Genomic DNA, 22,444 nt, shown 5'->3' on the forward strand with positions numbered 1-22,444 from the left:
GCTGATATTCACCAGTTCGAGTGAGCCCAGCCGTAATCCGACGCATCGGCCCACTTCAGAGCGATGTAAATATAGCCACGAGAATGCACAACCCCGGCAGACGAAAGATGGGGTGGGAGCGGTGACCGAGCTCCGCACGGCGAGGACCAATCCGCCCTGGGAGGGGCTGGAGGGGTCCGAGCGACACGCGGCCTGCATGATCGCGGCGCGCGAAGGCCACAAGGGCGCGCTGGACGTGCTCGTGGCCGAGCTGACACCGCTGGTGTGGCACGTCGCGCGCGGAACGGGACTGGACCGGTCGGCGGCCGAGGACGTGGTGCAGACGGTCTGGCTGGCGCTGCTGCGCCACGTCGACCGGCTCGCCGAGCCGCGCGCCCTGGTCGGCTGGCTCATCACGACCGCGCGCCGCGAGGCCAATCGGACCCGGCAGCGCGGCAACGGCCAGGTCGAGCTGTCGCCCGAGGTGGCCGAGCACCAGCTCAGCACCGAACCGATGCCCGAGGCCGAGGCGCTGCGCGGCGAGCGCGACCGCAAGCTGTGGGCGGCGTTCAAGCGGCTGCCCGTGCGGTGCCAGGAGCTGCTGCGCCTGACGGTGCTGGCGGGCCGGGCCGAGTACCGGATCGTGGCCGAGCGGATGAACATGCCGCACGGCAGCATCGGCCCCACGCGTGGCCGCTGTCTCACTTCCTTGCGCGACCTGTACGACGATGGGGACGGGGACCACCGATGAAGACCGACTACGACATGGAACCCGCCGAGCGGGACTACTGGCTGGCCCAGGTCACCCACCTCGTCGACAACCTGGACCCGGTGCCCGACGGCCTGGTCGAGCGCGCCCAGTTCGCCATCGCCATCGAGGACATCGACGCCGAGGTGGAGCTGGAGGCGGCCCGCTGGGCTGACCAGCGCCCGCTCGTCGGCGTGCGCAGCGGCGCCCCGGGGACGATCACCTTCTTCGTCGGCGACCTGACCGTGATGGTCAACGTCACCCGAACGGGCGAACGTCAGCGGATTGACGGCTGGCTGGTGCCCGCGGGCGAGCACGGCGTCGAGGTGCGCGTGGCCGACCACGGCTCGACCGCGACCACCGCCGACGAGGGCGGCCGGTTCGTCCTGACCGAGGTTCCACGTGGAACCACGCAGATCCTGGTCAGGATGAACGGCGGCAAGCCGCGCACGGTGGTCACCCCTACCGTCGTGCTGTGATCCCGGCGAGCGCGGCGGGCAACGGCTCGCGGTGCACGACACCGACCTGCTTCGTCGCGCGAGTGAGCGCGACATAGAGGTCGTTGGCACCCCTCGGGGACTCGGAGACGACGACTCCAGGCTCGACTAGCACCACCGAGTCGAACTCCAGGCCCTTCGACTGGCGGACGGTCAGCACGACGACCTTGTTCTCCAGGTCGGGCTGGTCGCCGACGCCCGCGTCCGGCACCCGGGCCACGACGGCCGCGGCGATGTCGGCGGACAGCGACTCGGGGACGAGGACGGCGAGCGTGCCGGGCTCGGTGTGGCCCGCGACGAGATCGGCGACCGCGGCCGGGAGCGCGTCGGCCTGGTGCCGCCACGGCGCGGTGCCGGACTCGCGGACCGAGCGCGGTGGGTCGATGTCCACGTGCAGGCCCGCCAGAACCTCGGCGGCCACGGCCATGATCTCGGCAGGCGTGCGGTAGTTCACCGTCAGCTCGGTCAGCCGCCAGCGGTCTTCCACATAGGGCGCGAGAGCGGCCGACCACGAGTCGGTGCCCGCGAGGTCGCCGGTCTGGGCGACGTCGCCCACCAAGGTCATCGAGCGCGACGGGCAGCGCCGCATGAGCACGCGCCAGGCCATCGGGGACAGCTCCTGGGCCTCGTCGACGATCACGTGGCCGAAGGTCCACGCGCGGTCGGCGGCGGCACGCTCGGCGGCGGTGCGGTAGTCCTCGTCGTCGTGGCGGGCGGCGAGGCGGCCCGCGTCGATCAGGTCGTAGGCGGTGAGGATGTCCGGGTCGGCGTCGTCCTCCATCTGCAGGATGTCGAGGACACCCTGCGCGTAGTCCTGTTCCTCGCGGCGGCGGCGTTCGGCGGCGGCGCGTTCGGCGCGGTCGTCGACGCCGAGGAGTTCGGCGGCCTCGTCCAGCAGGGCGGCGTCGGCGGCGGTCCAGCCCGCGTCGGGGTCGCGGCGCAGGAGGTCGCGGTCGGCGATGTCGGGGAACGCGGTGGCCAAGCGGGTGTCGTCGGCGTAGAGGTCGGTCAGGAACCGCTGCGGGCTGAGCAGCGGCCAGAGCTGGTTGATCGCGTCCTGGACCGCGTCCTCCTCGGCGAGTTCGCGGCGGATGTCGGCGAGATCGGCCTCGTCGAGGAACTCGGCACCGAGGCGGTCGGCCTCCTGGCGGGCGAGGGCGGCGACGATGGCCTCGGCGAACACGGGACGCGCCTCATTGTGCGGGCGGCGGGTGCGGCGGGCGCGGGTGCGGGCGGCGGCGACGGTTTCGCGGTCCAAGACGAGTTCCTCTCTCTCGACAACAAGGACCACGGGTTCGTCGGGGAGTTCCTGGCGGTCGCGGACGGCCCGGCGGAGGGCGTCGACCATCGTGATGCGGCCCTTGATCTCGGCGGCCGCCGCGGGCTCGTGGCGCGTGCCGACGACACCCGGGTACAGCTCGCCGACGGTCTGCAGGAGCACGCCGGTCTCGCCCAGCGACGGGAGCACCTGGCCGATGTAGCGCAGGAAGGTCGAGTTGGGGCCGACGATCAGCACGCCGCGGCGGGAGAGCTGCTCGCGGTAGGTGTAGAGCAGGTAGGCGGCGCGGTGCAGGGCGACGGCGGTTTTGCCGGTGCCGGGGCCGCCCTGGACGACGAGGACACCGTTGAGTCCGGAGCGGATGATCTCGTCCTGCTCGGCCTGGATGGTCTCCACTATGTCGCTCATCCGGCCGGTGCGGTTGGCCGTGAGCGCGGACAGCAGGGCGGCCTCGCCCGCGAGTCCCTCGTGGACGTGCTGCTCGCCTGCGTCGAGGTCCAGCACCTCGTCGTCGACGGCGGTCACCTTGCGTCTGCTGGTGCGGATGTGGCGGCGCCTGCGGACGCCGTCCGGGGAGGCGGCGGTGGCCAGGTAGAACGGCCGCGCGGCCGGAGCGCGCCAGTCGAGGAGAAGCGGCTCGTAATCGTTTTCCTCGTCGAACAGGCCGATGCGGCCGATATAGGAACGAGTGTCGTCGGAGAAGTCGAGCCTGCCGAAACACAGGCCGTTCTCCACCGCGCTGTAATGCGCCAACTGCTCGCCGTAATGCGCGGTCGCGGCGTCGCGCTGGGTCATCGCCTGCGGGTTGCTGCTGGTCTCGCGCAGGGTCTTGGCCAGCCGAAGGTCGGTGTCGGCCCGGAGTTCATCGAGGTGCGCGTAGAGCAGGGAAACGTATTCCTGCTCAGCGTCGAGCTCGGTTGACAAACGCCCTCCATCTGACATATAATTCATTTCACTGCGGCCGATCATTGGCCGCATTTCTTGTTTCGACCATCGAATATACCGCGAATCAGCGCGCGATTTCAGGCACCCGGTCGAGTCAGTCCCGCAGCCGCCGCGCCGCGGCTCAGGACAGTCGCGTCGGTCCGGTCCAGCGCCTGCTCGCCACGCGCGGTCTTCGTCGCGGCGGTCAGGTCGAGCAGGCGGATGGGCGGGCCGAGGTCGACGAGCGTGGGCAGGTACTCGGCCTTGTCGACCGTCCAGCCCTGCGCGGACTTGGTGAACCGGAACCGCGCGAGGACGCCTTCCTCGGTGTTGCCCTTGGGCTGCTCGTGCTTGGCGACGTGGTTGCCGAGGCCGTAGGTCACCCACTTGCCGTTGACCTTCTCGAAGGGCTGCACCACGTGCGCGTGGTGGCCGATGATCAGGTCGACGGCCGGGTCGGCGAGCACCTGCTTGGCGATGCGCACCTGGTCGGCCGACGGCTCGTGCTTGCCTTCGATCCCCCAGTGCAGGCTCGCCACGACGACCTCGGCCCCGGCCGCCCTGGCCGCTTTCGCCTCGGCGATCACGGCTTTGGGGTCGATGAGGTTCGCCATCCACGGCACCGGGCGGGTCGTGCCCTTGTTGAAGCCGAAGGTGTAGGAGAGGAAGCCGACCTTCACCCCGGCGACGTCGCGCACCAGCGGTTCGGCCGCCTCGGCCGCGTTCCTGGCCGACCCGGTGTGCTCGATCTTGACCGCGTCGAGCGCGTCGAGGGTGCTCGTGACACCGGCCGCGCCCTGGTCCATGGTGTGGTTCGAGGCGGTCGAGCAGACGTCGACCCCGATGGCGGCCAGCGCCTCGACGACCTCGGGGGGCGCGTTGAAGGTCGGGTAGCCCTTAAAGGGCCCTTTGGCTCCGGCGATGGGGACTTCGAGGTGACAGAGGGCGACGTCGGCCTGCTCGATGGCGGGCTTGACGCCCGCGAAGAGCGGCTTGTAGTCGCGGGTGCCGTTGCCGTCCTCGGTGGCCTGGTCGGTGAGGGCGGGGTGGATCAGGACGTCGCCGCCCGCGATCAGCGTGAAGGATTTCGGCTGGTCAGCGGACTTGGTCGGCGCGCTGGAGGTGTTGGGGGCCTGGGTTGTGGGGGCACCGGGCTGCGGGCTCGAACACGCGGCCAGGGCGCAGACGAGCACGACTGTGGGGAGTCGGCTGCTGCGCATGGTGGGCACGGTACTGGAGCGCCGATTCCCGACCGGCACGTACCGCGCGGCGCTCAGCGTTTGCGGCGGAAGATCACGACGGCGGCGATGGCGAGTGCGATGACGAGTGGGAGCAGCCGCTTCCTGATCGAGGGGCCTGCGAACTCCATGAGGTCGATGGGGTCGGACTCGGGCACGGCGTGAAGCTGGCGCTGGGGGCGATCCTGGACGGACTCGGCTGCAGGCGATTCGGCGGCGTTGGACTCGGCCGGGGAGGAGCCGCGAGATGCCGGATCGGCGGTGCGTTTGGGATCGGTCGCGGCAGAGGCGGGCTGGTGGCTGGGTTTCGGGGCCTCGGACTGAGCAGCGGCGGGCGCGGGCGATGTGGTTGCGGCGCCCGCAGGTGCGGACTTCGGCGCGGCACGCTCAGCGGGCGCGGGCGGTGTGGTTGGAGCGCCCGCCGATGCGGCGGGCTTCGGTTCGGCAGGCGTGGCTGCCTTGGCGGCGGTCGGCTGGGCGGGTTTGGGGGCGGCGGGTTTCGCGGGTTTGGGGATCGCGGGCTGGGGTGGGGTGCCCCCGAGTTTGGCGGACAGGCACGTGGCGAAGGACTCCAGGATCTTGCCGCCCACCTCGGCGATCATTCCCCGGCCGAACTGGGCCGGTTTGCCGGTGATCGCCAGGTCCGTGGTGACCTGGCCGGTGGTGGCGTCGCCCTCCGCGGTCAGGGCGACCGCGATGGTGGCCGCGGCGGTGCCGTTGCCCCGGGAGTCCTTGCCCGCGGCCTTGATGGTGGCCTTGTGGGTGTCCTCGTCTGCCTCGGTGAACTCGCCGGTTCCCTTGTAGAGCAGGGTGATCGGGCCGAGTTTGACCTTCACCGTCCCGGCGAACGTCGTGCCCGCGTACTCGGTGAGGGTGGCACCGGGCATGCAGAGGGCCACGCGTTCCGGGTCCATGAGGGTGGCCCAGACGGTGTCGATGTCGGCTGGGACGGTGAAGGTGTGGGCGAGCTGCATGTCAGACGCCCGCGGCGGCGGTGAGGGCTCGGCCGGTGAGGACGCGGGCCAGGTGTTGGCGGTAGGCGGGGTCGGCGTTGGCGTCGGTGGTGGGCGAGGTCCCGTCCGCGGCGTGGCCCGCGGCGGACTTGATGGTCGCCGCGGTGGCGGGGTGGCCGATCAGGGCCTCCTCGACGGTCTTGGCGCGGACCGGCACCGAGGCCATGTTCGTCAGGGCGACGCGGGCCTCGGCGATGGTGCCGCGCTCGGCGCGGACGGTGGCGGCGACGCCGACGATGGACCAGGACTGGGCTACGCGGTGGAACTTCTCGTAGTGGGCGGTCCAGCCGGTGTGCTTGGGGATGCGGACCTCGACGAGGATCTCGTCGGGGCGCAGCGCGGTGGTGAAGTAGTCGACGAAGAAGTCGGCGGCCGGGACGGTGCGCCTGCCGTCCATTCCGGACACGACGAACACCGCGTCCATGGCCAGCGTCGGCGCGAGCAGGTCGCCTGCCGGGTCGGCGTGGGCGAGGGCGCCGCCGAAGGTGCCGCGGTGGCGGACCTGGGGGTCGGCGACGACGTCGGTGGCGAGCTGGATCAGCCGGGCGTGCTCGGCGACCAGCGGGTCGCGTTGGACGTCGTAGTGCGTGGTCATGGCGCCGATGACGATGTGGTCGCCGTCGTCGCGGATGCCGCGCATGGCGGTGACGCGGCCGAGGTCGATCAGCTTCGTGGCCGCGGACAGGCGCATCCGCAGTACCGGGATGAGGCTTTGGCCGCCCGCGAGGACCTTGGCGTCCTCGCCCGCCTCGGACAGCGCGCGGACCGCGTCGTCCACTGTGGAGGGTGCGACGTAGTCGAAGGCCGCGGGGATCATCGGGCACCTCCTGCCTGCAGGGCGGACCATACGCGCATCGGGGTGCACGGCATGGGGATGTCGGTGACGCCGAGGTGGCGCACGGCGTCGATGATCGCGTTCACCACGGCCGGGGTCGAGGCGATGGTGCCCGCCTCGCCGACCCCCTTCGCGCCCAACGGGTTCGTGGTGGACGGGGTCTCGGTGCGGTCGGTGATGAATGTCGGCAGGTCGGCCGCGGACGGGACCAGGTAGTCGACGAACGTGCCCGTGGTCAGCGTGCCGCTCTCGTCGTGGATGGCTTCCTCGTAGAGCGCCTGGGCCAGTCCTTGGGCGAGGCCGCCGTGGACTTGGCCGTCGACGATCAGCGGGTTGATCACCTTGCCGACGTCGTCCACGCACACGTACTTGCGGATCTTCACCATCCCCGTCTCGGTGTCGACCTCGGTGGCGCACAGGTGGGTGCCGTGCGGGAAGGAGAAGTTCTCCGGGTCGAACGTGGCCTCGGAGTCGAGCGTCGGTTCGATGCCTTCGGGCAGGTCGTGGGCGGCGAACACGGCCAGGGCGATGTCGCCGATGCCGGTGGACTTGTCGGTGCCCTTGACCGTGAACTGCCCGCCCGCGAACTCCAGGTCGTCCTCGGCGCACTCCATCATGTGCGCGGCGACGCGGCGGGCCTTCGCGATGACCTTCTCGCCCGCCTTCAGCACCGCGATGGCGCCGACCGTCAGCGACCGGGAGCCGTAGGTGTCCATGCCCTTCGCCGCGACCTGGGTGTCGCCGTGCAGGACCTCGACGCTGTCGAACGGGACGCCGAGCTGGTCGGCGACGATCTGGCTCCACGCCGTCTCGTGGCCTTGGCCGTGCGCCGACGATCCGGTGACGACCTCGACCTTGCCGCTGGGCAGCATCCGGATGGCCGCGTGCTCCCAGCCGCCCGCGCCGTAGGACAGGGCGCCGAGGACGCGGGATGGGGCCAGGCCGCACATCTCGGTGAACGTGGAGATGCCGATGCCCAGCTGCACCGTGTCGCCGCGGTCGCGGCGTTCGCGCTGCTCGGCCCGCAGGCCGTCGTAGTCGAAGAGTTCCTTCGCGCGGGTGGTCGCCGCCTCGTAGTTGCCCGAGTCGTACGTCATCCCGGCGACCGTGGTGAACGGGAACTCGTCGTGGGTGATCCAGTTCTTCTCGCGCACCTCCAGCGGGTCCATGTCGAGCTCGGCGGCCAGCTCGTCCATGAGCCGCTCGATCGCGAACGTCGCCTCCGGCCTGCCCGCGCCGCGGTAGGCGTCGGTCGGGGTCTTGTTGGTGAACACATTGGTGCAGGCGAAGTGGTACGCGGGGAACTTGTAGATCGCGTTGTACATGAAGGCGCCGAGGATCGGCACGCCCGAGGTGACCAGGCGCAGGTAGGCGCCCATGTCGGCGAGCAGCTCGACCTTGAGGCCGGTGACCGTGCCGTCGCGGCGGGCGGCGAGGGTCAGCTTCTGCAGCTGGTCGCGGCCGTGGTGGGCCGACAGCAGCGACTCCGACCGGGACTCGGTCCACTTGACCGGCTTGCCCAGCCGCTTGGCGGCGAGCAGGCAGACGACTTCCTCCGGCGTGACCTGGAGTTTGCCGCCGAAACCGCCGCCGACGTCCGGGGCGATGACGCGCAGCTTGTGCTCGGGGGTGTCCGTCGTCAGCGCCAGCATCAGCCGCAGGATGTGCGGGATCTGCGTGGACGACCACATCGTGTACTGCTCGCCCGTCGGGTCGACCACGACCGAGCGCGGCTCCATGAACGCCGGGATGAGCCGCTGCTGGCGGTAGGTGCGCTCGATCAGCACCTCGGCGTCGGCGATGGCGGCCCCGACGTCGGAGCCGGTGCCCGCCTCGGCCGAGTCGAAGATCCACACGGCGGACTTGTTCGTGCCCAGGTCGGGGTGGACCAGATCGGCGCCGTCGGCGACGGCGGATTCGAGGTCGAGCACCAGGGGCAGGTCGTCGTAGTCGACGTCGATGAGTTCCAGCGCGTCGTGGGCGACCGCCTTGCTGCGGGCGATCACGACGGCGACGGCCTCACCGGCGAAGTTGACCGTGTCGACGGCCAGCGAGGGCGCGGGCGGCGCCTTCTGCTCTGCGGTGACCGGCCACGCGCACGGCAGGCTGCCCTGCTCGTCGGCCAGGTCGGCGCCGGTGAACACGGCGATCACCCCGGGCCGGGCCTTGGCCGCGGTCGTGTCGATCGAGGTGATGCGGGCGTGCGCGGACGGGCTGCGCAGGAAGGCGACGTGCAGCAGGCCCGGCAGCGTCAGGTTGTCGGTCCAGCGGGTGCGGCCGGTGATCAGCCGCGCGTCCTCTTTGCGGGCCCTGGCCCTGCCGACCTCGGGCTCGGCGGTCGCGGTCATCACTCGCCTCCGGTGACCTGGCTCGGGGTACGGACATCGGTCACGCGCTCGACCTCGGGGCCCGCGCCCGGCCGCATGTGGTGGGCGGCGTCGCGGACGGCCTTGACGATGTTCTGGTAGCCCGTGCAGCGGCAGAGGTTGCCTTCGAGGCCGTGCCGAACGGCGTCCTCGTCGGGGTCGGGGTTGTCGGCGAGCAGGTCGATCGACTGCATGATCATCCCTGGCGTGCAGAACCCGCATTGCAGCGCGTGGTTGTCATGGAAGGCCTGTTGGACCGGGTGCAGCTTGCCGTCGCGGGCGAGCCCTTCGATCGTGGTGACCTCGCAGCCGTCGGCCTGCACCGCGAGCACCGAGCAGGACTTCACGCTGTGGCCGTCGAGGTGGACCGTGCAGGAGCCGCAGTTGCTCGTGTCGCAGCCGACGACGGTGCCGACCTTGCCCAGGGTGTCGCGCAGGTAGTGCACCAGCAGTTGTCGAGGCTCGACGTCGTCGGCATAGCTGGTGCCGTCGACGTTGACGGTGATGCGCATCGTGCCTCCAAGCGGGAGCGGGGTGACGGGGCTCACAAGCGAGCGTCCCCCTGTTCGCCCACCCCCACAACCCCATGCGCCTCGCCTGTGGATAACTCCACAGTCCCGCCTCCCCGAATTTCTAAGGTTGGCCAGATCCGGATCACGTTCCGACTCGCGGCCACCGTGGTCGGCCGCCGACACGGTCCCCTTAGGGCAAGTCATCGACGCCTAGAGATCTAGGACGATTCGTCCCCCATTAGTGGTCATCAGCGCGGTGATAGCCGCCATCAGGTCCGGTTCGGCGCCACGCGACTCCGCGTGCGCCACAAGGAGGTTGACCGCGTGGCGTTCGCTGTCGAGCCAGTCCGGCCAGCGGTCGCGCGCGTCGGCGTAGAGCGCGGCGAAGTCGGGTTCGGGCTTGTCCGTCACCTCGATGAGCCACTGGAAGTAGTCGACCAATGGGGTGACCGCGGCCCGATCGACCGCCGGACCGTGACCGGGGACGAGGTGCTTTGCCTCGAACGCGGGAAGCCAGCCGAGCAGCACCTCCAACCAGCCGCGCACGTTCCCCTGGATCGCCAGTGGACAGACGCCGACGAACAGGAGATCACCGGTGAACAGCACCCCGTCGGCGGAATCCCACACCACGAGGTCGCCGGCCGTGTGCGCCTTGACCGGCACGGGGTGAATCTCCGGGACGCGCCCGCCGAGGTCGACCGCCTGGACCGCCTCGACCTCGGTGATGTCGGCGGGCGGGTCGATGTCGCCCCACACCGAGCAGTCGAACACCTGCGGGAAGGTGTGCGGACCGGCTTTGACCTCGTGCGCGGTGGCGGTCCGGGCGAGGACCGTGCCGCCCCGGCCGCGGACCGCGCCCGCGCCGTTCGCGTGGTCGCCGTGGGCGTGGGTCAGCGCCAGCGTGAGCGGCCGGGCGCCGAGGTCGGCGTCAACCGCGGCTAACAGTCGACGAGTGAGCCCCTCTGTCGCGCAGGTGTCGATCAACAGGCCGCCGTCAGCGCCGCGAATCCAGCCAGAGTTGGACTGGTACCACCCACCGGGCGCCTGGATCGAGACGCTGACGGAGTCGGTGAGCGCCGAGACGGACGCGCGTGGAGGCATGGCGGCACCGTGGCAGAGCAAGATCGGCGCGCGGAAGGGCCAGCCGAGTGATTAGTCGCCGTGGATGCGGCCCGACAGTCCGGTCAGGCGTTCACCCTTGCCGCCCCACCGCATCGCGATGATCTCCGCCGCGATCGACACCGCGGTCTCCTCCGGGGTGCGCGCGCCCAGGTCGAGGCCGATCGGCGACGACAGCGCGGACAGTTCGCTCTCGGTCAATCCGGCCTCGCGCAGGCGGGCCATCCGGTCGTCGTGCGTGCGCCGGGAGCCCATCGCGCCGACGTAGGCGAGCTTGCCGCGCAGCGCGACCTCCAGCACCGGGACGTCGAACTTGGGGTCGTGCGTCAGCACCGTCACCACGGTCCGCGAGTCCACCCGACCGGCGGCGATCTCGGCGGCGAGATAGCGGTGCGGCCAGTCGACGACGACCTCGTGCGCCCCCGGGAAGCGGCTGACCGTGGCGAACACCGGCCGCGCGTCGCACACGGTCACCCGGTAGCCCAGGTAGGTGCCGAGGCGGGCCATGGCGGCGGCGAAGTCGATCGCGCCGAAGACGAGCAGGCGGGGCGGCGGCTCGAACGAGTTGACGAAGACGGTCAGGCCCTCGCCGCGCCGTTCGCCGTCCGGCCCGTAGACCAGGGTCCCGGTGCGGCCGACGTCGAGCAGGCCGCGGGTGTCGTCGACGATCGCCGAGTCGATGCGCGCCGACCCGGTGGTCCCCTCGACGCGGTCCGGCCAGACCACCAGCCGCGCGCCCACGAGAGAGGGGTGGGCGACGACCGTCGCGACCGCGACCGGAACCTCCGCGTGGACCGACTCCGCCAGCGACATCAGGGCGGGGAACGACTGGAGATCGACCTTCTCGACGTAGATGTCGATGATCCCGCCGCAGGTCAGGCCCACCGCGAACGCGTCGTCGTCGCTGACGCCGTAGCGCTGCAGCGCGGGCTTCCCGGTCTCCAGCACCTCCCGGCCGACCTCGTAGACCGCGCCCTCGACGCACCCGCCGGACACGCTGCCCGACACCGTCCCGTCCGCGGCGACCAGCATCGACGCGCCCGGCGCGCGGGGTGCCGATGAGAACGTGGCGACCACGGATCCGATGGCGACGGACTCACCGGCCGAGCACCGGCGGACCACCTCGTCGAGCACGTCACGCACGGCGCACCTCCTGCAGCAGTCGGTCGAGCGTGGCCAGGCTGTGTCCGGCCAGCAGACGATGAATGTACGGAAGCGCCACCGCGATCCCGGACTGCACCGGCTGGTAGGCCGGGTTGCCCGCGTGCGGGTTGACCCAGAGCACCCGGTGCGCGAGCCGCGACAGCCGCTCCATCTGTGTGCCGAGCAGGGCCGGATCGCCGCGCTCCCATCCGTCGGAGAACACCACGACGACGGCCTGCCGAGCGGCGCCGCGCTGGCCCCAGCGGTCGAGGAAAGCGCGCAGCGTCTCGCCGAGCCGAGTGCCGCCCGCGAAGTCGGGGACCGCCCGCGCGGCCGCGGCCAGGGCGAACTCGGGGTCGCGCTGCCGCAGCTGCCTGCTCACCCTGGTCAGCCGGGTGCCGAGGGTGAACACCTCGACCGGTGACCGCCGGGCCATCGCGTGGGCGAAGCGGAGCAGCGCGTCGGCGTACGGCGACATCGAGCCGGACACGTCGATGAGCAGCACGATCCGGCGCGGACGGCTGCGGCGGCGCTTGCGGGCCAGCCGGACCGGTTCCCCACCCGCGGCGCGCAGGATGCGCAGCGTGCGGTGCTCGTCGATCGGCCCGCGCCGGTCGGGCCGCCAGCGCAGGGCGGGCCGCAGCGGCGGGTCGGGACGCAGCAGGGCGATGAGTTCACGCAGGTGGGCGCGCTCTTCGGCGGTCAGGCCGGAGATGTCGCGGTGGCGGATGACCTCGGTGTCGCTGGCCGCGCGCTCGACGTCGCGCACCGTCTGCTCGGCGCCCGCGCCGGACCCTGAAACCCGGATGAAGCCCCGCTGAGCTGCTGGTTTACGCGTCCGCTTCGGCACGCCGGGGGCCTCGCCCGCGAACCAGGCGTGGAAGGCGTCGTCGTAGCGCGGGAGGTCGTCGGGCTCGGCGCACAGCGTCAGCCTGCCCGCCCAGTAGAGCTGGGAGACCTCGGCGGGGTCGACCAGGGAAACCGCGTCCAGATAGGCCCTGACCTGGGCGGGACCGCACGCCACCCCGGCTTCGCGCAGCGCGGCGGCGAAGCCGACCAACCCGGGCAGCGGGTCCATCTCCCCAGTGTGCGCCCTCAGACGACCTCTTCGACGAGGTCGGCGAGCACGGCGCGGCAGTCGGCCAGCACCTTCTTGCCGCGCTTGGTCGTCTTGTAGAGCCGGACGCGCCTGCCGTCGACCACGTCGCCGCGCGATTTCAGCAGGCCCGCCTCCTGCAGGCGGTGCAGCAGCGGATAGAGCGTGCCGGGCGAGACGCTGTAGCCGTGGGCGGTCAGCGCCTCGGTCACCCAGGCCCCGTGCACCTCGGCGGACAGGGCGTACTGGAGCACGCGCAGCCGCAGCGCGCCGTTCTTGAAGTCCCGGACCACATCCATCGGCTCACGATATCGGGCAACGATATCGGATGTCGAGTTCTGATGATCCTTTTTATTTCCCTTGGCAAGATCCGCTGATATCGCGATCCGATATCAGCGGCCGATCTTACCTTTCTTGACACGGACGTGTGAATCCCGACACGGCCGGGCCACAAATGCGCGACGACCTGGGTTAACTCCGAGTAAAGTACCCAGGTCACAGCCCCGGTGAAAGGTAGGACATGCGTTCGTCGAAGCGGTGCGCCAGATGACGGTTGTCGACCAGTCGACCCCTCTGCTCCACACTCCAGACCTCTTGGCCGACGCCGCCGAACGCGGGCTCGCCGTGTTCCGCGCGGGCCCGGAGAGCGCTCCCCGCACTCTGCTGGACATCCTGGCCGCGACCGCCACCCAGCACCCCGCCGCCGACGCGATCGACGACGGCACCACCGTCCTCACCTACCGCGCCCTGCTGATCGAGGTCGACGCGCTGCGCCGCAGGCTCAACGACGCGGGCATCGGCACCGGCGACCGGGTCGGCGTCCGCGTCCCCTCCGGCACCGCCGACCTCTACGTGTCCATCCTGGCCGTCCTCGCCGCGGGCGCCGCCTACGTCCCGGTCGACTTCGACGACCCGCAGGACCGCGCCGACCTGGTGTTCGGCGAGGCGGGCGTGGCCGCCGTGCTCGGCGAGAACCGGGAACTCAGCCTGGTCGGCACCCCGATCGGCCTGCTGGGCGCCCCGTCCCCGGACGACGACGCGTGGATCATCTTCACCTCCGGCTCGACCGGCAAGCCCAAGGGCGTCGCCGTCAGCCACCGCTCGGCCGCCGCGTTCGTCGACGCCGAGGCCGACCTGTTCCTCGCCGACGACCCGATCAGCCCCGACGACCGGGTGCTGGCCGGGCTGTCCGTCGCGTTCGACGCCTCCTGTGAGGAGATGTGGCTGGCGTGGCGCAACGGCGCCTGCCTGGTCGCTGCCCCGCGCTCGCTCGTGCGCACCGGCGTCGACCTGGGCCCGTGGCTGGTCGAGCGCGAGATCACCGTCGTCTCGACCGTGCCGACGCTGGCCGCGCTGTGGCCCGCCGAGGCGCTCGACGACGTCCGCCTGCTGATCTTCGGCGGCGAAGCCTGCCCGCCTGAGCTGGCCGAACGCCTTGCCGTCCCGGGCCGCGAGGTGTGGAACACCTACGGCCCGACCGAGGCGACCGTCGTGGCGTGCGCCGCACAGCTCACCGGCGATGGCCCGGTGCGCATCGGCGTGCCGCTCGACGGCTGGGAGCTGGCCGTGGTCGACGCCTCCGGCGAGCTGGTGCCGATGGGCGAGTCCGGCGAGCTGGTCATCGGCGGCGCGGGCCTGGCCCGCTACCTCGACCCGGCCAAGGACGCCGAGAAGTTCGCCCCGCTGCCCGCGCTGGCCTGGTCCCGCGCCTACCGCAGCGGCGACATGGTCAAGGCCGAGCCGGAGGGCCTGCTGTTCCTGGGCCGCGCCGACGAGCAGATCAAGCTCGGCGGCAGGCGCATCGAGCTGGGCGAGGTCGACGCGGCGCTGCAGGCGCTGCCCGACGTCGCGGGCGCCGCGGCGGCCGTGCGCACCACCAAGGCGGGCAACCAGCTGCTGGTCGGCTACGTCGTCGCGGGCGCGGGCTTCGACCAAGCGGCGGCCGTCGAGCGGCTGCGGGCCGCGCTGCCCGCCGCGCTGGTGCCGCTGCTGGCCGAGGTCGACACGCTGCCGACGCGCACGTCCGGCAAGGTCGACCGCAACGCCCTGCCGTGGCCGCTGGCCGCGCTCGACACCACCAAGGTCGACCTGGCCGCGCTGTCGGACACCGAGGCGTGGCTCGCGGGCCTGTGGACCGATCTGCTGGGCATCGGCATCAGCACCCCGGACGCCGACTTCTTCACCCACGGCGGCGGCAGCCTGTCGGCCGCCCAGTTGGTGTCGAAGGTTCGCGAGGTCTACCCGACGATCTCGGTCTACGACGTCTATCAGAACGCCACGCTCGGCGCCCTCGCGAAGCTGATCGACGCGGCCAAGGCGAGTGTCCAGAGCGACCGCGAGATCGTCCCGACGCCGCGGAAAGCGCAGGTCATCCAGACCCTCGCGACCATCCCGATGCTGTCGGTCGTGGCCGCGCGCTGGATCGTCGTCCTGGCCGCGCTGAACAACCTGATCCAGCTGCCGTGGGCGCCGACGGTGTCGTGGTGGCTGGTGTTCGCGGGCTGGCTCGTGTTCCTGAGTCCGTGGGGCCGCATGGCCATCGCCGCCACAACAGCGCGCGTGCTGCTGCGCGGCGTCAAGCCGGGCACGTACCCGCGCGGCGGCGGCGTCCACCTGCGGCTGTGGGCCGCCGAGCGGATGGTCGAGCTGACCGGCGCGACCAACCTCGCGGGCGCGCCCTGGATGACGCACTACGCCCGCGCGCTGGGCGCCAAGATCGGCAAGGACGTCGACCTGCACTCGCTGCCGCCGGTCACAGGTCTGCTCAAGCTGGGCAAGGGCGCCGCGATCGAGCCCGAGGTCGACCTGTCCGGCCACTGGCTCGACGGCGACCTGCTGCACATCGGCCGCATCCGGGTCGGCGCGGGCGCCACGGTCGGCTCCCGCAGCACCCTGTTCCCGGGCGCGCGGATCGGCAAGCGCGCCGACATCGCCCCCGGCTCGGGGGTCCGCGGTTCGGTGCCGACCGGGCAGCACTGGGCGGGCTCGCCCGCCACGCGCACCGGCAAGGCCGCCCACCACTGGCCGAACCGGCGCCCGCCGCGCCGCAAGCGCTGGATCGCCACCTACGCGGTGACGTCGTTCGCGCTGGGCCTGGTCCCGGTGTTCGCCGCGGTCCCCGCGCTGCTGGTCATGGCCGCGTTCGTCGCGGGCACGCCGACGCTCGGCGCGGCGCTCGGGCAGGCGCTGATCGCCGTCCCGCTGGTCACGCTGACCTGGATGGCGGCCTACGCGCTGCTGGTTCTGGTGTCGGTGCGGGCGCTGAGTGTCGACCTGCGGCCCGGCCACCACGCGGTGCACAGCCGCGTCGCGTGGCAGGCGTGGGCCACCGAGCGGCTGATGGACCTGGCCCGCGGCGGGCTCTACCCGCTGTACGCCAGCCTGGTCACCCCGGTCTGGCTGCGGGCGCTGGGTATGAAGGTCGGCCGCGGCGTCGAGGCGTCGACCGTGCTGGCCCTGCCGAAGATGACCACTGTGGACGACGGCGCGTTCCTCGCCGACGACACCATGATCGCCTCCTACGAGCTGGGCGGCGGCTGGATGCGCATCGCCGAGGCGCGCATCGGCAAGCGGGCGTTCCTGGGCAACTCGGGGATGACCGGGGCGGGACGCAAGGTGCCCAAGGGCGGGCTGGTCGGCGTGCTGTCCTCCACGCCGAAGAAGGCCAAGGCCGGGTCGTCGTACCTGGGCATGCCGCCGATGAAGCTGCCGCGCACCGTTGAGTCGGGCGACGAGAGCACGACGTTCGCGCCGCCGCGGCGGCTGATGGTCGCGCGGGGACTGGTCGAGGTCTGCCGGGTGCTGCCGGTGATGGCGTCGGTGGCGCTCGCGGTGCTGGTCACGGCCGGTTTCCAGGCGCTGGGCCTTGGCTGGTCGCTGCTGCTCGGCGGCGCGCTGCTGCTGGGCGCGGGCGTGGTGGCGTGTGCCGTCGCGGCGCTGGCGAAGTGGACGCTGGTCGGGCGGTTCACCGCGATCGAGCGTCCGCTGTGGAGCTCGTTCGTGTGGCGCAATGAGCTGGCCGACGCGTTCGTCGAGATGCTCGCGGTGCCGTGGTTCGCCGCGCCCGCGCACGGCACGCCGCTGATGTCGATGTGGATGCGCGGCCTCGGCAGCAAGATCGGCCGCGGCGCGTGGGTCGAGACGTACTGGCTGCCGGAGTACGACCTGGTGACCATCGGCGACGGCGCCACGGTCAACCGCGGCTGCGTGCTGCAGACACACCTGTTCCACGACCGGATCATGAGCATGGCCCCGGTGACCGTGGCCGACGGCGGCACGCTCGGCCCGCACGGCATCGTGCTGCCCGGCGCGTCGATCGGCGCGCGGGCGACCGTCGGACCTGCGTCGCTGGTCATGCGCGGCGAGTCCGTGCCGGACGGGTCGCGGTGGTTGGGCAACCCGATCGCGGTATGGCAGTCGGGACGCTGACCAGTCTGTTGTTGAATGGAGCCATGAGCGCCAAGGCTGATCCGGCACGCGCCGGACAGCCCGGTGCCGCCACGTCCCACGACGCCTATCTGCCGATGCACGGCAACGGCGGCTATCGCGTCACGCATTACGACCTGGACCTGGATTACCGGGTCGGGCCCGGCCGGTTGGACGGCCGGGCCCGCCTGACGGTGGTGCCGACGCACGCGCTGAGCCGGTTCAGCCTCGACTTCGCCAAGCTGCGCGTCACGCGTGTGCTGATCGACAACAAGCCGGTGCGGTACGCCCAGCGCGGGTCGAAACTGCACATCACGCCGGTAAAACCGCTGCCGTCGCTGGCGCCGGTCACGGTGGACGTGCGGTATGTCGGCTCGCCGGTGCCGGTGCCGACGGTGTGGGGCGAGTTGGGCTGGGACTATCTCGAAGACGGCGTGCTGGTGGCCAGCCAGCCGGTCGGGGCGCCGTCTTGGTTCCCGTGCAACGACCACCCGAGCGACAAGGCCACGTACCGCATCGCGGTGACGGTGGCGTCGCCATATCAGGTGGTGGCCAACGGGGTCCTGGAGTCGCGGCGGGCGTCGGCGTCGACCACGACGTGGGTGTACCGGCTGGCGCAGCCGACGTCGGCGTACCTGATCAGTGTCCAAATCGGACGGTACGTGCTGACCGGGTCGACGTCGGAGGCGGTGCCGCAGCACGCGGCGGTGCCCGCGCGGCTGATGGTGCCGTTCCGCTACGACTTCGGCCGCCAAGCGAAGATGATCGCCGCGTTCAGCCGCATGTTCGGCCGTTATCCCTTTGACCGCTATGGCGTCGTCGTGGTGGACGCGGTATTGGACGCGCCGGTCGAGGCACAGGCATTGTCGATCTTCGGCTCGAATCATGTCGACGGGAAACGCGGTTCCGAGAACCTGGTCGCGCACGAATTGGCGCACCAATGGTTCGGAAACTCGCTGACCGTGGCCGAATGGCGACACATCTGGCTCAATGAGGGTTTCGCCACCTATGCCGAGTGGCTGTGGTCGGAGGAATCCGGCGGCGATTCCGCAGACACCCACGCCCGCCGTGCGTGGCGCGAGGTCGTGGCCCAGCCGCAGGACCTCCGACTCGCCGACCCGGGCATGCAGCGGATCTTCGACGACCGCGTCTACCTGCGGGGAGCCATGACCCTGCACGCGCTGCGCCTGAAGTTGGGCGAGGGCGCGTTCTTCGCCCTGCTGACCGAGTGGACCTCGACCTACGCGCATTCCACGGTGACCACCGACGCGTTCACGACAATGGCGCAACGGCACACACCGTGGCCACTGACCGAGTTGTTCGCCCGCTGGCTGTTCGACGCCGTCTTGCCGCCACTGCAACGATAAATAGTGGGGCCGCCGTCCGCGACGACCCCACTCCACATCCCATTCGACGCCGCCACTCGTCGGCCGGGCAGGTACCCCACAATGGTGCGACATCGCAGCGGCGAAATCGACTGAATTACGGAGTGACTAGCCCGCGAGCAGGGCGTCGAGGCCCGCCGCGATCACGCGGTCGGCGTCCTCTCGGTACTTGAGGACCGCGCCCAGTGTCACCGCGGCGCTGGCGGCGTCGAGGTCGGTTCGGTCCAGCGCGAGCAGCGCCTGGGCCCAGTCGATCGACTCGGCGACGCCCGGGGGTTTCAGGAGTTCGGCGGAGCGCAGGCGGCGGACGGCCGTGGTGATCTGGGTGGCGAGCCGGTCGCTGATGCCGGGGACGCGGCGGCGGATGATCGCGAGTTCGCGAGCCAGGTCGGGGTGTTCGAGCCAGTGGTAGAGGCAGCGGCGCTTCAGCGCGTCGTGGACTTCGCGGGTGCGGTTCGAGGTGAGCACGACCAGGGGAGGTTCGGCTGCGCGGATCTCGCCGAGTTCGGGGATGGTGACCGCGTTCTCGCTGAGCACCTCCAGCAGGAACGCCTCGAACTCGTCGTCGGCGCGGTCGACCTCGTCGATCAGCAGGACGCACGGGGCGGATTCCAGGGCGCGCAGCAACGGTCTGGCCAGCAGGAACCGGCGGGTGTAGAGCGACCTCTCGGCCTCGTCGGGGTCGACCTTGCCGTCCAGCGCGCGCAGGTGGAGGAGTTGGCGCGGGAAGTCCCAGTCGTAGAGGGCCTGGGTGGCGTCGATGCCCTCGTGACACTGGAGCCGGATCAGCTCGACGCCGAGTGCGTCGGCCAGGCCCAGGGCGAGTGACGTCTTTCCGGTGCCGGGTTCGCCTTCGCAGAAGAGCGGCTTGCCCATGCGCAGCGCCAGGAAGGCGGCGGTGGCTAGGCCGTCGTCGGCGAGGTAGCCGACGCCGTCGAGGGCCTCGGCGACCGACCGCGGGGTGGCCAGGTGCCGCATCCCGCCACGGTAGCGGACTCTCCGGGGCGACCCCGAGTCGAAAACCAGGGTCGGTCCCCGATGTCCGCGCCGCCGCGAACACGCACGCTGGGTTCATGACGAACTACCTCTACACCGACGAGCCGCCCAAGACTGTCCGCAAGCTGCGCCGCAGCCGGACCGACCGGATGATCTCCGGCGTGTGCGGCGGGATCGCCAGGGTGCTGGGCGTTGACGCGGCCATCATCCGGATCGCGCTGGTGGTCGCCACGATCCTCGGCTTCGGCACAGGCGCGCTCATCTACCTCGCGTGCTGGATCCTCATGCCGGAGGACGCCGCCTAAGCTCGGTGGGTGACTGAGCGGACGGGCACAGCGAAGATCCTGGTCCTGATCGCCGCGGCGGCGGTGTTCGCCGCCGGGGGCGTGGTCTGCTTCCTGGTGATCCTGTTCCGCAGACACCTCGCGGGCTGGCCGGTGTCCGGGGTGATCGCCTACACGCTGATCTCGCTGGTCACCGTCGGGATCGCGATGGCGATCACCATCCGCGCGACGACCGTGCGCCGGGCGGTGCTCGGTGGCGGCGGGACGCTGATCGCGGGGACGGCGGTGGCCGCCGCGACCCTGTTGCTGCTGGTCACCTGAGGAAGTCGACCAGCAGCTCCCGCAGTTCGGCGCGGTGGGTGACGAACGGCGCCGCCGAGGGGAACACGACGAGCCGGGACCTCGGGAACGCGGCCGCGACCTCGTGCGCCACCTCGACGGGGTGCAGCGGGTCGGTCTCCGCGCCGACGACCAGCACCTCCGCGGTGACCGCGCGCAGCGACTCGGGGTCCGGGACGGGGAGCTGAGTGGCGACGGCGCGCAAGGCAGGCCCGAGGCGCATCAGCGCGTCTGTCCGGTCTTCGGGATAGCGGCCTTCGCCGGGGACCAATGCCCGCAGCGCGGCCCGGTCGCACGCTTCGACGGCCTCGGCCATGGCCGTGACCAGCGCTTCCGATGAGCGCGGCCGGGACAGCGCCGCGGGGAACATCAGCACGAGCTTGCCGAACCGCCCGGGTTCGCCCGCCACCAGGGCGGACAGTGCCGCGGCGCCGAGTGACACCCCGATCGCCTGGTCGGCCTCGACCTGGCCGACTTCCTTCGCGAGCGTGCGGTAGTCCCAGTAGCCGGGGGACGGATCTGGGGCGTCGGCGTGGCCGGGCAGGGTCAGCACGATCCGCGTGCCAGACAGGCCGGACGCCGGAATACGCGCCTCACCAGCGGTGGCACCGAGGCCGGGGACGATCAGCGTGACCGGGTCACCGGAGCCGTAGGCCCGGCGAATCACCAGCGTGGACCGCGCTGCACCTCGATCAGCTTCGGGCGCACGTCGACGATGTAGACCAGCGCGGCGACCAGGCCCGCCATCCAGAAGATCCAGCCGCGGCCCGCGAAGCTGAACAGCAGCAACGCCGCCGCGGCGCCCGCCGTGATGCCGACCCAGGCCATCTTGGTCATGCGGTCGGCGGCCGAGTAGGCGTCCGGCCGCTGCATGAGCGCGTGGATGAACGCGAACACACCCACAGGCACGGCGGCCCAGTCGATGATTCGCAAGATCCAGAAGGCTGTCTGCGGCACGCCCCAAGCCTACGTGCGAACCGGCCCGGTCCACCACATGCCCTCGGCGATAGAGAAACGGACAAGTGGGTAACCAAGCGTTGTGACCGACGGCACCGACCGTTTGCAAGCAGACTGCTTGCAACAGCTAGCAGTAGCGCGTAGCGTCGGTGGTGTCACAAGGAGGCGGGATGGAAGAGACCGGACCCGGCGAGGTCAGGGCGATCGACAAGGTCGCCGACCTGGGGCGCGACATCGGTGAGTACATCAAGCACCAGCGCAACTCGGCGAAGATCTCGCTGCGCCAGCTGTCCAAACTGGCAGGTGTCTCCAATCCGTACCTGAGCCAGATCGAACGCGGTCTGCGCAAGCCCAGTGCCGAGATCTTGCAGCAGATCGCCAAAGGTCTACGCATCTCCGCCGAGGCGCTGTACGTCCAGGCAGGCATCCTCGATGTCCCCGCGGGTGGTCCTGTCGTCGACGCGGTTCGGTCGGCCGACGAGCTGACCGAACGGCAGAAGCAAGTCCTGCTCGACATCTACGAGTCATTCCGGCGCGAGAACGCCAACCAGTCCACAGTGGAGGGGTCTGATGTGGACGACCAAACCGAATCCCGGACCCCGCCTACGAGGAGTGAATCAGCATGACGCAGCCCAACGTCCGCAAGGCTGGCGAGCAGGCCGCCGGTGCGGTGAACACCGCCATCGAGCAGGTCCGCACGCCACTGCTGGCTGCCCTGGGCGCCGGTGACCTGGCCGCCAAGGCCGTCGTCGACGCGGTGAACAAGGCCAAGGAGCGCGCCGAGTCCACCCGCACCGCCGCCGCCGACCTCCCCCAGGACATCAGCGGCCTGCGCGAGAAGCTCGACCCGGCCGAACTGCGCAAGCTCGTCGACGAGTACACCGAGGCCGCGGTGAAGCTGTACCAGAAGCTGGCCGACCAGGGCGAGGGCGCGCTGGACAAGCTGAAGGCCCAGCCGCAGGTCAAGAAGGTCGTCGAGCAGCTGGAAGAGGCCATCGAGGCCGCCCAGACCCGCTTCGGCGGCGCCGCCGGTGACGCCCGCGCGCTGGCTGAGGACCTGCTTGCCAAGGTGACCCGCCAGACCCGCTCGGTCGGCGAGAAGGCCGCGATCACCACCCAGAAGGTCGCCGCCGAGGTCGCCGAGACCATCGAGGAGGCCGGTGACGACGTGGCCCACGAGGTCCGCAGCGCCAGCCGCCGCGTCGCGAACAAGACGGCCCCGGCGAGCAAGCCCGCCACCCGCAAGACCACGGCCACCACGCCGAAGACCACCAAGTAAATCCCCCGACGGCGATGCCCCGGCCCTTTT

The 22,444-nt window shown here is 71.1% G+C and carries 21 protein-coding genes; 8 read left to right on the plus strand and 13 right to left on the minus strand.

All coding sequences use genetic code 11. The features are described from left to right. Positions 1–121: 121 nt before the first annotated feature. Positions 122–730, plus strand: a complete 609-nt coding sequence (locus ACSHT8_RS21085; protein WP_436492625.1) for an RNA polymerase sigma factor — start codon at positions 122–124, stop codon at positions 728–730. Then, the gene (locus ACSHT8_RS21090) at positions 727–1,206 is read left to right on the plus strand and encodes a carboxypeptidase regulatory-like domain-containing protein (RefSeq protein ID WP_436492626.1); all 480 of its coding nucleotides are present in this window, start codon (positions 727–729) and stop codon (positions 1,204–1,206) included. The genes ACSHT8_RS21085 and ACSHT8_RS21090 overlap by 4 nt, the downstream gene beginning before the upstream one ends. Here ACSHT8_RS21090 and ACSHT8_RS21095 read toward each other — a convergent pair. The 10 genes from ACSHT8_RS21095 to ACSHT8_RS21140 form a co-directional block, all read right to left on the minus strand. Next, positions 1,190–3,454: a HelD family protein gene (locus ACSHT8_RS21095; protein ID WP_436492627.1), complete on the minus strand. Its 2,265-nt coding sequence runs from the start codon at positions 3,452–3,454 to the stop codon at positions 1,190–1,192. The two genes, ACSHT8_RS21090 and ACSHT8_RS21095, sit on opposite strands and share 17 nt — an antisense overlap. Positions 3,455–3,525: 71 nt before the next feature. Beyond that, on the minus strand, positions 3,526–4,647 hold the full coding sequence (locus ACSHT8_RS21100) for a CapA family protein (RefSeq protein WP_436492628.1): 1,122 nt from the start codon (positions 4,645–4,647) through the stop codon (positions 3,526–3,528). A gap of 53 nt (positions 4,648–4,700) precedes the next feature. Next, the gene (locus ACSHT8_RS21105; RefSeq protein ID WP_436492629.1) at positions 4,701–5,639 is read right to left on the minus strand and encodes an SRPBCC family protein; all 939 of its coding nucleotides are present in this window, start codon (positions 5,637–5,639) and stop codon (positions 4,701–4,703) included. Position 5,640: 1 nt separating this feature from the next. After that, positions 5,641–6,495 (minus strand): FAD binding domain-containing protein, encoded by an 855-nt coding sequence (locus ACSHT8_RS21110; protein WP_436492630.1) that lies wholly within the window; start codon positions 6,493–6,495, stop codon positions 5,641–5,643. Next, a complete protein-coding gene (locus tag ACSHT8_RS21115) occupies positions 6,492–8,861 on the minus strand; it encodes a xanthine dehydrogenase family protein molybdopterin-binding subunit (RefSeq protein WP_436492631.1) in 2,370 nt (789 codons plus the stop codon). The genes ACSHT8_RS21110 and ACSHT8_RS21115 overlap by 4 nt, the downstream gene beginning before the upstream one ends. Beyond that, positions 8,861–9,391: a (2Fe-2S)-binding protein gene (locus tag ACSHT8_RS21120; RefSeq protein WP_436492632.1), complete on the minus strand. Its 531-nt coding sequence runs from the start codon at positions 9,389–9,391 to the stop codon at positions 8,861–8,863. The genes ACSHT8_RS21115 and ACSHT8_RS21120 overlap by 1 nt, the downstream gene beginning before the upstream one ends. 210 nt (positions 9,392–9,601) lie before the next feature. Continuing rightward, positions 9,602–10,492: an MBL fold metallo-hydrolase gene (locus ACSHT8_RS21125; protein WP_436492633.1), complete on the minus strand. Its 891-nt coding sequence runs from the start codon at positions 10,490–10,492 to the stop codon at positions 9,602–9,604. Positions 10,493–10,543: 51 nt separating this feature from the next. Next, complete coding sequence (locus ACSHT8_RS21130; protein WP_436492634.1) at positions 10,544–11,653, minus strand: XdhC family protein; 1,110 nt, start codon at positions 11,651–11,653, stop codon at positions 10,544–10,546. Beyond that, complete coding sequence (locus tag ACSHT8_RS21135) at positions 11,646–12,731, minus strand: vWA domain-containing protein (RefSeq protein WP_436492635.1); 1,086 nt, start codon at positions 12,729–12,731, stop codon at positions 11,646–11,648. Before ACSHT8_RS21135 ends, ACSHT8_RS21130 begins: the two co-directional genes overlap by 8 nt. 17 nt (positions 12,732–12,748) lie before the next feature. After that, positions 12,749–13,048, minus strand: coding sequence for a PadR family transcriptional regulator (locus ACSHT8_RS21140; protein WP_436492636.1), 300 nt, complete (start codon positions 13,046–13,048; stop codon positions 12,749–12,751). Between the two features lie 247 nt (positions 13,049–13,295). On the opposite strand from ACSHT8_RS21140, the gene ACSHT8_RS21145 reads away from it, so the two are divergent. Beyond that, positions 13,296–17,177: a Pls/PosA family non-ribosomal peptide synthetase gene (locus ACSHT8_RS21145; protein ID WP_436492637.1), complete on the plus strand. Its 3,882-nt coding sequence runs from the start codon at positions 13,296–13,298 to the stop codon at positions 17,175–17,177. 23 nt (positions 17,178–17,200) lie between these two features. Beyond that, positions 17,201–18,541 (plus strand): M1 family metallopeptidase, encoded by a 1,341-nt coding sequence (locus tag ACSHT8_RS21150; protein WP_436492638.1) that lies wholly within the window; start codon positions 17,201–17,203, stop codon positions 18,539–18,541. A gap of 126 nt (positions 18,542–18,667) precedes the next feature. Here the strand turns inward: ACSHT8_RS21150 and ACSHT8_RS21155 are convergent, their stop codons facing one another. Continuing rightward, on the minus strand, positions 18,668–19,537 hold the full coding sequence (locus ACSHT8_RS21155) for an AAA family ATPase (protein ID WP_436492639.1): 870 nt from the start codon (positions 19,535–19,537) through the stop codon (positions 18,668–18,670). A gap of 95 nt (positions 19,538–19,632) precedes the next feature. On the opposite strand from ACSHT8_RS21155, the gene ACSHT8_RS21160 reads away from it, so the two are divergent. After that, complete coding sequence (locus tag ACSHT8_RS21160; RefSeq protein ID WP_436492640.1) at positions 19,633–19,860, plus strand: PspC domain-containing protein; 228 nt, start codon at positions 19,633–19,635, stop codon at positions 19,858–19,860. A 9-nt stretch (positions 19,861–19,869) separates the two neighbouring features. Continuing rightward, on the plus strand, positions 19,870–20,160 hold the full coding sequence (locus tag ACSHT8_RS21165) for a hypothetical protein (protein ID WP_436492641.1): 291 nt from the start codon (positions 19,870–19,872) through the stop codon (positions 20,158–20,160). Here the strand turns inward: ACSHT8_RS21165 and ACSHT8_RS21170 are convergent. Together ACSHT8_RS21170 and ACSHT8_RS21175 are read right to left on the minus strand one after the other, a co-directional pair. Then, the gene (locus ACSHT8_RS21170) at positions 20,153–20,845 is read right to left on the minus strand and encodes an alpha/beta fold hydrolase (RefSeq protein WP_436492642.1); all 693 of its coding nucleotides are present in this window, start codon (positions 20,843–20,845) and stop codon (positions 20,153–20,155) included. The genes ACSHT8_RS21165 and ACSHT8_RS21170 overlap by 8 nt on opposite strands. Continuing rightward, positions 20,842–21,135 (minus strand): DUF2516 family protein, encoded by a 294-nt coding sequence (locus ACSHT8_RS21175; RefSeq protein WP_436492643.1) that lies wholly within the window; start codon positions 21,133–21,135, stop codon positions 20,842–20,844. The genes ACSHT8_RS21170 and ACSHT8_RS21175 overlap by 4 nt, the downstream gene beginning before the upstream one ends. A 170-nt stretch (positions 21,136–21,305) precedes the next feature. On the opposite strand from ACSHT8_RS21175, the gene ACSHT8_RS21180 reads away from it, so the two are divergent. Together ACSHT8_RS21180 and ACSHT8_RS21185 are read left to right on the plus strand one after the other, a co-directional pair. Beyond that, entirely contained in the window at positions 21,306–21,761 is a 456-nt protein-coding gene (locus ACSHT8_RS21180) for a helix-turn-helix domain-containing protein (RefSeq protein ID WP_436492644.1), read from the plus strand. Beyond that, complete coding sequence (locus ACSHT8_RS21185) at positions 21,758–22,414, plus strand: hypothetical protein (RefSeq protein WP_436492645.1); 657 nt, start codon at positions 21,758–21,760, stop codon at positions 22,412–22,414. The genes ACSHT8_RS21180 and ACSHT8_RS21185 overlap by 4 nt, the downstream gene beginning before the upstream one ends. The last annotated feature ends 30 nt before the right edge of the window (positions 22,415–22,444 follow it).

Source organism: Actinokineospora sp. HUAS TT18 (assembly GCF_051364635.1).
In the GTDB taxonomy this organism is placed as follows: domain Bacteria; phylum Actinomycetota; class Actinomycetes; order Mycobacteriales; family Pseudonocardiaceae; genus Actinokineospora.

Excerpts from the sequence above, each read along its gene's own strand:
- ACSHT8_RS21100 (WP_436492628.1), bottom strand. The coding sequence starts at position 4,647 with ATGCGCAGCAGCCGACTCCCCACAGTCGTGCTCGTCTGCGCCCTGGCC.
- ACSHT8_RS21185 (WP_436492645.1), top strand. The coding sequence starts at position 21,758 with ATGACGCAGCCCAACGTCCGCAAGGCTGGCGAGCAGGCCGCCGGTGCG.
- ACSHT8_RS21120 (WP_436492632.1), bottom strand. The coding sequence starts at position 9,391 with ATGCGCATCACCGTCAACGTCGACGGCACCAGCTATGCCGACGACGTC.
- ACSHT8_RS21180 (WP_436492644.1), top strand. The coding sequence starts at position 21,306 with ATGGAAGAGACCGGACCCGGCGAGGTCAGGGCGATCGACAAGGTCGCC.
- ACSHT8_RS21090 (WP_436492626.1), top strand. The coding sequence starts at position 727 with ATGAAGACCGACTACGACATGGAACCCGCCGAGCGGGACTACTGGCTG.
- ACSHT8_RS21155 (WP_436492639.1), bottom strand. The coding sequence starts at position 19,537 with ATGCGGCACCTGGCCACCCCGCGGTCGGTCGCCGAGGCCCTCGACGGC.
- ACSHT8_RS21160 (WP_436492640.1), top strand. The coding sequence starts at position 19,633 with ATGACGAACTACCTCTACACCGACGAGCCGCCCAAGACTGTCCGCAAG.
- ACSHT8_RS21150 (WP_436492638.1), top strand. The coding sequence starts at position 17,201 with ATGAGCGCCAAGGCTGATCCGGCACGCGCCGGACAGCCCGGTGCCGCC.
- ACSHT8_RS21125 (WP_436492633.1), bottom strand. The coding sequence starts at position 10,492 with ATGCCTCCACGCGCGTCCGTCTCGGCGCTCACCGACTCCGTCAGCGTC.
- ACSHT8_RS21115 (WP_436492631.1), bottom strand. The coding sequence starts at position 8,861 with ATGACCGCGACCGCCGAGCCCGAGGTCGGCAGGGCCAGGGCCCGCAAA.
- ACSHT8_RS21140 (WP_436492636.1), bottom strand. The coding sequence starts at position 13,048 with ATGGATGTGGTCCGGGACTTCAAGAACGGCGCGCTGCGGCTGCGCGTG.
- ACSHT8_RS21095 (WP_436492627.1), bottom strand. The coding sequence starts at position 3,454 with ATGAATTATATGTCAGATGGAGGGCGTTTGTCAACCGAGCTCGACGCT.
- ACSHT8_RS21105 (WP_436492629.1), bottom strand. The coding sequence starts at position 5,639 with ATGCAGCTCGCCCACACCTTCACCGTCCCAGCCGACATCGACACCGTC.
- ACSHT8_RS21135 (WP_436492635.1), bottom strand. The coding sequence starts at position 12,731 with ATGGACCCGCTGCCCGGGTTGGTCGGCTTCGCCGCCGCGCTGCGCGAA.
- ACSHT8_RS21110 (WP_436492630.1), bottom strand. The coding sequence starts at position 6,495 with ATGATCCCCGCGGCCTTCGACTACGTCGCACCCTCCACAGTGGACGAC.
- ACSHT8_RS21145 (WP_436492637.1), top strand. The coding sequence starts at position 13,296 with ATGACGGTTGTCGACCAGTCGACCCCTCTGCTCCACACTCCAGACCTC.